This is a genomic window from Paenibacillus sp. R14(2021) (assembly GCF_019431355.1).
Taxonomy (GTDB): Bacteria; Bacillota; Bacilli; order Paenibacillales; family Paenibacillaceae; genus Paenibacillus_Z.
This window is the reverse complement of the sequence record NZ_CP080269.1, coordinates 2,558,927-2,572,500: the sequence shown is the minus strand read 5'-3', so window position 1 is coordinate 2,572,500 and position 13,574 is coordinate 2,558,927. Positions and strand designations below refer to the sequence as shown.

The 13,574-nt window shown below is 56.5% G+C and carries 4 protein-coding genes, 1 rRNA gene and 1 riboswitch (1 of these 6 cut by a window edge); of the genes, 4 read left to right on the top strand and 1 reads right to left on the bottom strand.

Annotated elements, in window-relative coordinates; genetic code table 11:
- Window positions 1-864 (top strand): 23S ribosomal RNA (locus KXU80_RS12055); it begins 2,064 nt to the left of the window's first position.
- Between the two features lie 156 nt (window positions 865-1,020).
- Here KXU80_RS12055 and KXU80_RS12050 read toward each other — a convergent pair.
- The gene (locus KXU80_RS12050; protein WP_219838404.1) at window positions 1,021-1,605 is read right to left on the bottom strand and encodes a P-loop nucleotide/nucleoside kinase family protein; all 585 of its coding nucleotides are present in this window, start codon (window positions 1,603-1,605) and stop codon (window positions 1,021-1,023) included.
- Between the two features lie 151 nt (window positions 1,606-1,756).
- A riboswitch (purine riboswitch) is annotated at window positions 1,757-1,856 on the top strand.
- A gap of 74 nt (window positions 1,857-1,930) precedes the next feature.
- Here KXU80_RS12050 and ade point away from each other — a divergent pair.
- From ade to KXU80_RS12035, 3 genes are all read left to right on the top strand, one after another.
- Window positions 1,931-3,685, top strand: a complete 1,755-nt coding sequence (ade, locus tag KXU80_RS12045) for an adenine deaminase (protein ID WP_219839002.1) — start codon at window positions 1,931-1,933, stop codon at window positions 3,683-3,685.
- A 34-nt stretch (window positions 3,686-3,719) separates the two neighbouring features.
- Window positions 3,720-4,952 carry a DNA glycosylase AlkZ-like family protein gene (locus tag KXU80_RS12040; protein WP_258171365.1) on the top strand — a complete coding sequence of 411 codons (1,233 nt, stop codon included), beginning with the start codon at window positions 3,720-3,722 and terminating at the stop codon, window positions 4,950-4,952.
- A gap of 198 nt (window positions 4,953-5,150) precedes the next feature.
- A complete protein-coding gene (locus tag KXU80_RS12035; RefSeq protein WP_219838403.1) occupies window positions 5,151-13,502 on the top strand; it encodes a glycoside hydrolase family 94 protein in 8,352 nt (2,783 codons plus the stop codon).
- The last annotated feature ends 72 nt before the right edge of the window (window positions 13,503-13,574 follow it).

The window sequence follows — 13,574 nt, the reverse complement described above, 5'->3', positions numbered from 1 at the left end:
TGAAGATGCAGGTTACCCGCGACAAGACGGAAAGACCCCATGGAGCTTTACTGCAGCTTGATATTGGACTTTGGTACGATCTGTACAGGATAGGTGGGAGCCTAAGAAGCCGGAGCGCCAGCTTCGGTGGAGGCAACGTTGGGATACCACCCTGATCGTATCGGAGTTCTAACCTGGTACCGTAATCCGGTACAGGGACCGTGTCAGGTGGGCAGTTTGACTGGGGCGGTCGCCTCCTAAAATGTAACGGAGGCGCCCAAAGGTTCCCTCAGAATGGTTGGAAATCATTCGCAGCGTGCAAAGGCATAAGGGAGCTTGACTGCGAGACCTACAAGTCGAGCAGGGACGAAAGTCGGGCTTAGTGATCCGGTGGTACCGAATGGAAGGGCCATCGCTCAACGGATAAAAGCTACCCTGGGGATAACAGGCTTATCTCCCCCAAGAGTCCACATCGACGGGGAGGTTTGGCACCTCGATGTCGGCTCATCGCATCCTGGGGCTGAAGTAGGTCCCAAGGGTTGGGCTGTTCGCCCATTAAAGCGGTACGCGAGCTGGGTTCAGAACGTCGTGAGACAGTTCGGTCCCTATCTGTCGTGGGCGTAGGAAATTTGAGAGGAGCTGTCCTTAGTACGAGAGGACCGGGATGGACGCACCGCTGGTGTACCAGTTGTTCCGCCAGGAGCACCGCTGGGTAGCCAAGTGCGGACGGGATAAGCGCTGAAAGCATCTAAGCGTGAAGCCCCCCTCAAGATGAGATTTCCCAATTCGTAAGACCCCTGGTAGACGACCAGGTTGATAGGTTCGAGGTGGAAGTGTAGCAATGCATGCAGCTGACGAATACTAATCGGTCGAGGGCTTATCCTATTGAACCCTGTTAAGGGGTTCACTTCGGAAACCAACGTTAACATCTTCGCTCAGCTAAGTAATGACCTTCGCAAAGGTTCGTATCCAGTTTTCAGGATGCAATACAAAAGGCAAGCTATGGTTAATTCATAGCTTGCCTTTTCTGTGTATCGCGATTCAGTTGTGGATGAACTGTTCGAGCTCAATTAACTTCGCTGCAGTGAAGAGGCCTGAATTGTCGAACGCAAGCATCGACGAAGCATCAAGCTGCCATGCTATTGTCCGGCGTGCGAGTGAATGCCGAAACTGCTCCCAATGTTCCAGCTTCCACATGTCGAGCGACGACGCTCTGGTTTCGATGCGATGCCGATAGTCGGCTTCGCTGGGCAAATAAACAGAGATCAGCTTAACCCGTGTGTCATGGAGAGAGGCTCCGATCCGAGCGAGCTCACGGTTAAGCCATTCCGCATCCTCTGTTTCCTTGGTGAAAGGCCCGATGACGATGGCATCTAAGCCAAGCGACAGCTGCTGAAGCGCGGCATCCATCGTAATGCGGTATCCAAGATCGCGGCAGTGCTGCTTGTAGAAAGGCGAATCCCGATCCGCGGGATCCCGTCCTGCAAGCGTCATGATGACCTCCGCGGCTGGACGAAGCAGCGTATCCATATCGAGAAAGGCTCCGCCGTGCTGCTGGACCCAAGCTTTGGCTAATGTTGTTTTCCCTGCCCCGGCAGGACCGATAAAGAAGAGCAGCTTACGCATGGATGAACCTCCAAGACTTTTTCGGTACTTACGTTTCGATCTATTGTAGCACATCTGCTTTGCCAAGGTGCCGCATTTTCCGCTATCCTATGACATTTGAAGCCGCTCGATGTATTTAAGATGCTCTATTGACGCAATGGGCTTAAGGCCATTATGATAAGAACAATCGATATGTATAACCTCAATAATAAGGTTTGAGGGTCTCTACCAGGAACCGTAAAATCCTGATTACAAAAAGCGTGTACGCTCTTTTGTAATCAGGATTTTTTTTGCGTTCTGGATGAGGGTGCAGGACACGATTTAAGAAACGGGAAGGTGGGCTATGATGAATAACGTAGAAGTAAAGCTGCGAAAAAGAATCGCAGTCGCAGCCAAGCACGTACCGGCCGATCTCGTCATTACGAACGGGAAGATCGTCAATGTCTTTACCGGAACGGTGACCGAAGGCGACCTAGCGATTGCGGACGGGGTAATTGTCGGCATCGGGTCGTACGAAGGAATCGAAGGGTACGATGCCGAAGGGCGATATATCGTACCCGGGCTTATTGACGGACATGTGCATATTGAAAGCTCGATGCTCGCACCGAAGGAGTTCGCCAAGGTGCTGCTTCTGCACGGCGTCACCACCGCCATTACGGACCCTCACGAGATCGCGAACGTAGCGGGAGCCGAAGGAATCGATTACATGCTGAGCAGCGCGGAGCAGCTACCGCTCGATATTTTCGTAATGCTGCCGTCCTCCGTTCCGGTAACGCCGTTCGAAAGCAGCGGTGCGAAGCTGGAGGCCGAACAGCTGCAACCTTACTATGCACACTCTAACGTGCTAGGACTCGCCGAGGTGATGGACTTTCCGTCGGTGTCCAATGTGGAAATCACCATGCTGAAGAAGCTCGCCGGAGCACAGTCTCATCTTATCGACGGCCATGCGGCAGGCATGGATAGGGAAAGCTTGAACATTTATATGGCTGCTGGAATCCGTACAGATCACGAAAGCATCAGCGTCGAGGAAGCGCGGGATCGACTGGAGCTTGGCATGTATCTTATGATTAGGGAAGGAACCGTCGCCAAAAACCTGGACGCGGTCTTGCCTGCTGTAACCTTACACAATTCACGGAGATGCGTATTCGTTACGGACGATAAGCTGCTGGATGATCTAGTCGAGGAGGGAAGCATTGACCATATTGTGCGGCTGGCAATTAAGAAAGGGCTCGCACCTGTAACGGCGATTCAAATGGCCACGATCAATACGGCGGAATGCTTCAATTTGCGTGACCGAGGAGCTGTTGCACCGGGGTATTTGGCGGATTTTCTGGTGGTCGACGAGCTGGATAGCTTGTCCATTCATGCCGTTTACAAGCGAGGCCTTCGTATCGTGGATCAAGGAAGCGTGGATGAGCAAGCCTTTCCGGAAATATCGCCGATGATGTCATTATCTCTGCCTAAGCTGAATGCCAAGGAGCTGGAACTCAAGGATCTCAACCTTCCGCTCTCGGCCGATATTTGCAACGTAATCGAGATCGTTCCGAATCAAATCGTCACTCATCATCGCCGGGAAGCGGTAGATCGGCAGAACGGCTTATTCCAAACGTCAATTGCGAAGGATCAGTTGAAGTTAGCGGTCGTTGAGCGCCATCGGGCCACAGGCAACATTGGTCTTGGTATCGTCAAAGGCTTTCAGTTCAGCAGGGGAGCGATTGCTTCCTCCGTTTCCCATGATTCGCATAATATCGTGATTGCGGGCGTGACAGACGAAGATATGCTGATCGCGTTCAATGAGCTGCTCCGCCAACAAGGCGGCTTAGTCGTCGTATCGGACGGGGAAGTGCTGGCCTCGCTCTCCTTGCCCGTAGCCGGCCTTATGTCGGAGAGACCCTACATCGAGCTGTACCAGGAACTCAAACCATTGAATCAAGCCTTGTCCGCTATCGGAGCGCAGGAGACGTTTAATCCTTTTCTAACTTTGTCCTTCCTGACACTGCCGGTCATACCGCAGTTGAAATTGACGGATAAGGGGTTGTTCGATTTCGAAGCGTACAGGCATATCCCCGTTCAAGCGGACATGGAGCCGTCGCAGCCTTGAACCGAGTAATAGTGACCGAGATATAGGGAGGATAATGATGAGACCGATCCGGACATCGAAAAGGGCATTGCGCCGGTTACTGCTGGAGAAGCAGCTGCTGCTCCGGCCAAGCGATGAACCTGCAAGGACCGAGGAAGAACTGTACCAACGCGTGAAGGCTGTCATACGGCAGCTCGAATGCGTCCAGATTGATCCCGTATCCGCTGTACGACCCAATCAGCATCTAACGCTGGCGGCGCGCATTCCGGGCTATGAGCCCCGCATATTGAATGGGATGCTGCGGCACAACGAGGTTTTCGAATATTTGGCGAATGCGGCATGTGTCATTCCGATGGAGGACTACCCGATGTTCGAACCGGTCCGCCAGCGTTTGCGGGAGCGGCTGCAAGCAAGCATCGAGGCGATCCGATCGGTCGCCGATGGCGTGATACACAAGCTGGAGAACGAAGGTCCGCTGCCTGCAAAAGCATTTCAATCCGAGGAGCGCGTGCATGGCTACTGGGACAATGTGAATGCGAAGACCAAAGCGACTTCTCATGCGCTGAATCTATTGATGGATGCCGCGGAAATCCGGATAGTAGGCAGAGAGGGGAATCAGCGTCACTTTGACGTGATCCGCCGCTGCGTCCCGGCCGAGCTGCAGCATAAGGCCGAAACCATTGACCCGGCGGAGGCACTGGATGCCATGCTCCGCAAATACTTCCGCGCTTACAGCGTATTCGAACCGAGCGATCCGCGCCTTGGCTGGCAGCGCATGAATGCTGCGGAACGGAGGCAGGCGATCGAGAGATATGTCCGAGCCGGTGAAGCGGTACCTGTCGAGCTTGACGGTGTCAAACAGACGTACTACGTGCTGGCCGGGGATGTCGGAAGACTAGAGGCGCATCAAGTAGGCATCTCGGAAGAGTTGGATGGAGACGGCGAGTCCATTCGTTTTCTTCCGCCGCTGGACAATTTATTGTGGAGCCGCAAGAGGCTGGAGGATTTGTTCGAGTTTGAATACCGTTGGGAAATTTATACGCCTGCTGTCAAGCGCAAATACGGCTATTACGCGATGCCGATCCTGGCCGGTGACCGATTGATCGGCCGAATGGACCCGCGGCTGAACAGCAAGGAAAAGCATTTGAGCGTGCAATTGCTGCAGATCGACCCTTGTATTGAGCTGACCGAGCGGCTGAACGAAAGCATTCAGGCTGAGCTGCAGACGTTCGCACGCAGTCATGGAGCGGAAACGGTATCGATTGAGCATTGTGCAAGGCAGCACTGAATATCGATTGAGCCCTCGTAACAAAATAACGAATAATCAGCTTCGGCAGGACGGTCCTATGACCGTCTTTTTTTATTGTTTTTGAAAAATCCTCATAATTTGCCCCCTAATTGGTAATAATTTGATGGTCACGGGATTTCAGAATAACCGGACGAACAATCGTAGTTCAACAACAGACTCTCCGGAGGAAACGAATCCATGGCTTATACGATCGAACAGATTTGTCGTCAAGCACATGAGCTTGCACTTCAGCATCATTTAAAGGCGGCGGCAGCCCAGCCGAGATACATCAGTCAACAATTCGATGCAGATATAGAGAACTTGAGGAAATTTGTGAACCGTCTGCAGGACGGACGTCCGGGCTGTGCGCAGCAGGCTGAAGAATGGCTGCTCGACAACGCGGAATTTATCGAGGAGCAGGCGCTTGGCGTTCGGACGCAGCTGTCCCGCTCGGCGCTTATCCATCTTCCGCGATTACGCGTCAGCGGGAAGCTGCGCATGCATGCGGTATGCACGGCTTATTTAGAGCAGGTTGACGGCATCCTCGACGAGGAATCCTTTGCAGCATATGTGAATGCGTATCAGGAAATATCTGCGTTATCGCTGTTTGAGACGCGGTCAATTCCGCTCATTCTTCGCGTGGCGCTCGTCGAGCGGTTAGCTCAGACGATGGCGATGGTGCGTGACCGCCGGGAGGTATGCGCCGAGATACAGCAGTTGCTCTCGCGCATTCATCCTGCGGGTCTAACGGCTGGAGCGATTAGCAGCGAGCTCGAAGCAGCCGGACAAGGCGTTCCGCTATCAGGACCTTGGATCGCGCATTTGGTCAGCCATTTGCGCGAGTGGTCCGGCGATACCGCCGCCGTAAGGGAATGGCTCCTATGCAGATACGAGAACGGTTCGGAGGATCTGGACCGCATCGTCACCTACGAGCATCAGCTGCAAGCCGTCTATCAAGTGAGTGCAGGAAATCTTATTACAAGTCTGCGCAGCAACGAGCGCAGAGATTGGGAGGCCTTCTTCGAGCGGATCAGTCTGCTCGATCGGACGCTTCGCAGCGATAGCACAGGCACATACCCGCGGCTCGATTCTTTTAGCAGAAACGAGCTGTTGAACCGGATTGCTCATCTCGCGCGGAGGCTGCATGTACCGGAAAGCTTGGTCGCAGGCCAAGCGCTTTCTCTAGCGAAATTGGAGCATGACCGGACTATCGAAGAACCGAAAGCCCAAACCCCCGGCACATCTGACCTGCTTTCCCGCCAATCATTCGTGGCGTATTACTTATTCGAGCCGCCCGGCGTGTCAAGCCTTATGCAATCCCTAAAAACGTGCAGTAAGCCGAGAAGCATGCCAAGCAGCGGCTTTGCCAAGCGTGCGGCCTTGACCTATTTTGTCACGGTGCTCGGCTTGTTTGCGCTTGTCTATATTGTCGCAGCAGCCTGGATCGGAATCGGTAAAGGGGTTACGGCATTAGGCATGCTGTTCATTCTGCTGGCCTTGCTGTTCCCAGCAAGCGAATGGGCTATGACGTGGCTGCATTTCGGCATAGAACGGATTTGCCGGCCGAGACCGCTCCTGCGGTACGATTACTCGAACGGCATCGCGCCTGAGGCGTCCACAATGGTCGTGATTCCGGCGATTTGGTCGTCGACTGACGAGATCGAGGAGCTTGCGGACCGTCTGGAAATTCATTATCTCGCGAATCGCGATCCGCATATCCATTTCGCATTGTTAGGGGATTTTACCGATGCCCGTGAGGAGCGGCTCCCTGAGGATGAGAAGCTCATCTCGTTCGCCAAGGAACGGATCGCCCTCTTGAACCGGAAATACGGCGGCGAGGGGACAACCTTTCATTTCTGTCAGCGCCGCAGGCAGTGGAATCCGAGTGAAGGGGTGTTTATGGGCTGGGAGCGCAAGCGGGGGAAGCTGGTGGAATTCGTCGAGCTGCTTCGGGGCAGCCAAGAGACAAGCTATGACATCGTCTTAGGCAAGCAGGACATCCTGCAGCACATCCGCTACATCATCACGCTCGATGCGGATACTCGGCTGCCGATGGGCAGCGCGCAGCGGATGATCGGCACGCTCCATCTGCCGTATAACCGGCCCCGCATGAATACCGCAAGAACAAGAGTCGTTGAAGGTTATGGCGTGCTTCAGCCGCGTATCGGCATCAGCTATGAATCGGCTATGCGGTCGCGGCTTGCTTATTTCTGGTCGGAGCCGGGCATGGATCCCTATGCCTTTGCGGCGTCTGATCCGTATCAGGATGCGCTGGGACAAGGGATTTTCACGGGAAAAGGGATATTCGACGTGGAGGTGTTCCATGAGCTGCTGGGCGAGCGGATTCCTGACAATCGGGTGCTCAGTCATGATTTGCTGGAAGGGGGCTTCCTGCGGGCGGCGCTGTTGTCCGATGTTGAACTGATCGACGATCATCCCTCCACTTACATTTCGTATCAAAAACGGATGCACCGCTGGGTTCGCGGAGACTGGCAGCTGCTATGCTGGCTGTATACCTCGCTATGCGACCGCCGCGGCGTGCTGCGGCCGATTGATCTCTCGCTTCTCACCCGTTGGCAGATTATCGATAATTTGCGGCGAAGCCTGCTGCCGATTGCGTACTTCGTGACGCTGGCACTGGCGGTAACGGTGCTGCCTGGATCCGCCGTACGCTGGCTTGTCCTCGTGTTCGCAACGATGCTGCTGCCGCTCATCAAGCAGCTATTGCTCGTGAAGCCGGCTGACCCTCATGCCCGGAGATATTGGTCGACGTTCGTACATATCGGCATCGCGTTATGGACGCTGCCGTTCCAAACGGCTGTCTTGATCGATGCTATCGTCAAAACCGTCTACAGGCTCGGGTTCAGCAAACGGCGTTTGCTGGAGTGGACCAGCTCCTCCCATATCGAGCGAAATCAAGGTGGCAAGCGGCGCGTTGTTCTGCTTGGCGCAAACGGAGGCTTCTTGCTCGTCATTCTATTCGCTGTTGCGGCCGCATGGCAGGGGGATGGGCTGCGCTGGTTCGGGCTTGCGCTCTGCGTATTATGGCTGCTTGCCCCGCTCGCCGTCTGGTGGCTCGACCAGCCGATAACCGACTACAGAGAACAGCTTGATGCTGCAGCGAAGGAGCAGCTGCGCGGTCTAGCGAAGCAAATATGGGACTTCTATGAGGACTACGCCGGCGCGGGGGATCATTACCTGCCGCCGGACAATGTCCAGATTGAGCCGTCGAATGGCGTTGCCCACCGTACGTCGCCGACCAACATTGGATTTCTGCTGACGGCGGCCGTAGCGGCAAGGGAGCTCGAGCTCATTACGACGCAGGAACTGGTAGAGCGGCTCGATCGAACCGTCGACACGATTGAACGGATGGAGAAATGGAACGGACATCTCTATAACTGGTACGATACCACCTCGCTTGCGCTGCTGCAGCCAGCCTACGTGTCCACCGTAGATTCAGGAAACTTCGTAGCCAGCTTGATGACGGTCAAGCAAGGACTTCTGCACTGGCTGACGCAGGCCGCTCAAGCCATGCGCGTAGAGCCTGTGCCGGGAAGCAGGGGACAGCTTTCCGTAGAGTTTGCCGTTGAGCTGGAGGCAACCCGTCCGGAGGATTTCTACGAGGTGCATACCAGGGCATCGCGACATACAGCGGATTACACGGGTTCGCCTCAAGCGGATCCCGGTAATTGGCTGTCTCGCGGCTATGAGCTGCTTGATCGGTTGGAGCAGCTGATCACGTCCACGGATTTTCGCCCGTTGTACGACGACAAAGCGAAATTGTTCGTGCTCGGCTTTCATGCTTCCTCCGGCCAGCGCGACACGATATTATATGATTTGCTCGCTTCCGAGGCCCGACAAACCAGCTTCGTAGCGATTGCGCTTGGTCAAATATCGGTTTCCCACTGGCTGGCGCTCGGCCGTACCGCCAAGAAGCACGGCAGACGAGTGACGCTGGTCTCGTGGTCGGGTACCATGTTCGAATATATGATGCCGTGGCTAATCATGCGCACCTACCGCAACACGATCTGGGACAGCACCTACCGCGGAGTCGTGAAGCGCCAGATCGAATACGCCAAGGAACGCGGCGTTCCCTTCGGCATATCCGAATCGGGCTATTATGCGTTCGACTATGCAATGAATTATCAATACCGCGCATTCGGCGTTCCGGGTCTTGGCTTCAAGCGCGGACTCGAGGAAGATTTGGTCGTCGCGCCTTATGCGGCGGTCATGGCGCTTCCTTTCGCACTCCGTGAAGGCTTGAAGGATTTGGAGCGAATGGAGAAGCTCGGTGCGCGCGGACGTTACGGCTACTATGAAGCGATCGACTACACGCCGGCCCGCATGCCGCAGGGCGAATCCTGTAAAGTCATCCGAAGCTTCATGGCGCATCATCAGGGCATGAGCTTGCTGACGCTGACGAATCTGCTGCTGCCGGATCGGATGATCGATTATTTCCACTGCGACAAACGGGTGCAGGCAGCCGAGCTGCTGCTGATCGAACGGATGCCGCCCAAGAGCTCGATTCTGGAGCGGGAGCTGCCGGGCAGAACACGAAACGAGCCGCCCAAAGCAGCGGAGATCGGCCCGCTGCGTGAGTTCAGCGTCGTGCCGACGCCGATTCCCGAGGTCAATGTGCATGCCAACGAGTCGTTGACCTCGGTCGTGACAAGCAGCGGCAGCGGATTTATTCGCTTTGGCGGCATCGCCTTGACGCGTTGGCGGGAGGATCCCGTCGCGGAACCATGGGGCAGCTATATGTACCTCCGGGATGTGACGCGGAATAAGCATTGGTCGCCGTCCTACCTGCCATGCCGCACCGTGTCAGATAAGCAGAGCGTGCAGTTTCTGCAGGAGCGGACGACCTTCCTTCGGGAGGAAGACGAGCTTCGGTCGCAGCTTGACATCACCGTATCGCCGGAATCGAACGCGGAGGTCCGCAGGCTGACGCTGACGAATCAGGGCAAAGAAACACGGATCGTCGAGGTAACGACGTTCCTTGAGCTTGCGATGGCGACGCCAGATGCCGACAAAGCTCATCCTGCGTTTACGAAGCTGTTCATTCAGACGGAGTACGCGGCGGATGCCGAGTGTTTGCTGGCCCGCAAGCGTCCCCGCAACGAAGGGGAGCAGTCGCTGTGGGCATTCCATACGCTCACGATCAGCGAAGGCGAACGCGAACGCGCGGCCGGTCAGGTTCAGTTCGAGACAGACCGGGCGTCGTTTATCGGCAGAGGCCATACGCTGGCGAACCCAAGAGGATTGGAATCCCGATTAGGCGGCACCTTCGGTTCCGTTGCCGATCCGGCCTTCGTGATGCGCAGGCGGATCAGCATCGAGCCTGGCGGACAAGCTGTGCTGACCGCGATTACAGGGGCTGCGCCAGACAGAGAGAAGGCCGTCGAAACGGCCGTGCGGCTGTCGCATGAACAGCATGTCACTCGTACATTCCAGCTGGCATGGACGAGAAGCCAAATCGATTTGCAGCATCTGCACATCACGGCGGCAGATGCGGGGGTTTACCAGCTTCTTGCTGGACGTGTTTTATTCTCGTCGCCGCTTCGGCAGGAACAAGAAGAAAGCATTGCCGCAAACAGCAAGAGCCAGGAGGGACTCTGGGCACACGGCGTGTCCGGCGACCGGCCGATTGTTCTGGCGAGCATCGATGACAGCTCGAACCTGCCTTTCTTGAACAAGCTGCTCGTCGGCTATGAATACTTGCGCCGGAAGGGGCTGCTGTTCGACCTTGTCATCTGGAACGAGTCGCCGGGCGGATACCAGCAGGAGCTGCGGGACGCCATCCAGCGGATGGTCGAGCAGGTTGCGCCTAATCACGGCGGCGGGCCGAGCGGCGTCCACATTATCGCGGGGGAGTCGCAGCCTGCCGAAGACCGTACGCTGCTGTTCGCCGTCGCGCGGCTGATTCTCCGCGCAGACGGTCCAAGCCTTAAAGCGCAGCTGCAGCTTGCCGAGCCGCTGGAGACGGCGTCCTCGCAATCCGTGCCCGCAATGCGGGTACGGGAAGAGTCGGCTCAGTCGTCGGTATCCGTCCAGCCTGAAGCGGCGCAGCCTGCGCAAGCGTCAGAACCGGAGGAGAGTTCGCTCTTATTCTTCAATGGCTTTGGCGGCTTCTCGCTGGATGGCAGCGAGTACCGGATCGTGCTGAGGAACGGCAACCATCTGCCGGCGCCATGGATCAATGTCATGGCCAATCCGCGATTCGGCTGCATCACATCCGAGCTGTTCACGGGATTTACTTGGTGGCGCAACAGCCGGGAATGCAAACTGACGCCATGGTCCAACGATCCTGCGCTTGATCCGCCGGGGGAGGTGTGTTACTTGCGGGACGAAGACAGCGGTGAGTATTGGCAGCTCACCCATCCCCGCAAAGAAGAGGCTTCCGTCTACAAAGCGGCCTACGGCAAAGGGTATTCGCGTTATGAGCATGAGAGCCGAGGCCTGAGGCAGCAGATGACGGTCTTCGTTCCGCTGGAGGATCCGGTGAAGATTATCCGGCTGCAGGTAAAGAATACGACCGGCAACGACAAGCGGCTGTCCGCCACGTATTACGCGGAGTGGGTGCTTGGCGTCCACCGTGAAGGCAATGCCGCCAACATCATCACGGAATGGGATGAGGATACGGGCATTCTGCTTGCGCATAATACGTACCAAGGCACCTTCCGGGAAGCGACAGCGTTCTTGACGGTGAACGCGCCGCCGGCAGCTGAGCAATCAGGCAGCGCGGAGCGAAGTTGGACTGGGGATCGGCTCGAATTTCTGGGGCGGGAAGGGGATTGGGAGCATCCTGCCGCTATGCGGAGCAGGCAGCTCTCTGGAACGACGGGCGCAGCCTACGATGCTTGCGGGGCCGTGCAGTCCGTCGTGATGCTTGCTCCAGGCGAAGAACAGACGATCTACATCCTGCTCGGCTGTGAGGATTCTCGAGAGGCTGCAGGGAAGCTGGCTGACAAATACGCCGATGCGCAAGCCTGCGACCAAGCGCTCGAAGACATCCGCGCCTACTGGCAGGAGATGCTTGGCACCTTCAAGGTGTCCACGCCGTCCGCCGAGATGGACGTCATGCTGAACAGCTGGCTTCTATATCAAACGCTGGCCTGCCGGATGTGGGCGAGATCGGCCTTCTATCAAGTCGGCGGTGCCTACGGCTTCCGTGATCAGCTGCAGGATTCACTGGCGCTGCTGAACACCAAGCCCGAGGCGACGCGCAGGCAGATCATTCTCCACGCTTCGCATCAATTCATTGAAGGCGACGTACAGCACTGGTGGCATGAAGAGACGCATCGCGGCATCCGTACCCGCTTCTCGGATGATCTGCTATGGCTGCCGTATGCGGTTGTACGCTATCTGGAGCATACGGGGGATACGACGATTCTGGAGGAGACGGCTCCGTTCCTGAAGAGTGAGCCGCTCAAGGTTGACGAGCATGAGCGCTATGAAGCGACCGTGCAGTCCGAGCAGACCGGCACCATTATGGAGCACTGCCTGCGCGCAATCGACCGTTCGCTGCAGTTCGGTGAGCATGGACTGCCGCTGATTGGCATTGGCGACTGGAATGACGGCATGAGCAATATCGGACCAGATGGCAGAGGGGAAAGCGTGTGGCTGGGCTGGTTCCTTGGCGACGTCCTGCAAGGCGTCGCCAGGCTTTGCGAGCAGCGCGGGGATCACGAACGCGCCGACCATTATTGGGCCACGCGCAAGCAGCTGGCGAATGCGCTGCAGGAATCGGCGTGGGACGGGCAATGGTACCGCCGTGCGTTCACGGACGGCGGGCAATGGCTCGGCTCCGTGCACAATGCGGAATGCCGCATTGACTCCATCGCCCAGTCCTGGTCGGTCATATCCGGCATGGCGCCGCGGGAACGCGCGCAGCAGGCGATGCAGTCCTTCGACCGGGAGCTCGTCGATCGGGATTTGGCGCTGGCGCATATTTTAACGCCCCCGTTCGATAAGACGCACCCGAGCCCCGGCTATATCCAAGGCTACCCGCCAGGTATCCGGGAGAACGGCGGCCAGTATACGCATGGCGTCATCTGGAGCATTGTCGCATGGTGCGGGCTTGGCGACGGCGACAAAGCGTTCGAGCTGTTTCATTTGTTCAACCCAGTCATGCATACCAAGACGTCGACCGAGGTCCGCACCTATGTGGGTGAGCCCTATGTCATGTCGGCCGATGTGTACAGCGAAGAGCCGCATCGCGGGCATGCCGGATGGACCTGGTATACGGGAGCGTCCGGCTGGATGTATCAGGCAGGCATTGAATGGATACTTGGACTGAAGCGCAGAGGCGAGCGGCTGCTTCTAGAGCCGTGCATTCCCCGCGATTGGCCGGGGTTCAACGTCAATTACAAATACAAAGGCACAGAGTACCGAATTGCTGTCAGTAATCCATCCCGTAAATCGACGGGCTGGACATCGCTCCGAATCGACGGTCAGGAAGTTGAACGAACCGCGCAGGCCGAGATGGAAGGACCGTTCATTCCGCTGCAGGATGACCGCGGTATTCACCAGATCGAACTGACGCTATAAGTGAAGCTGTTGGATGAGCAAGGGTTGAGCATCAGAAACAGGCTCGGCCCTTTTTTCTTTGCCCCATCAATA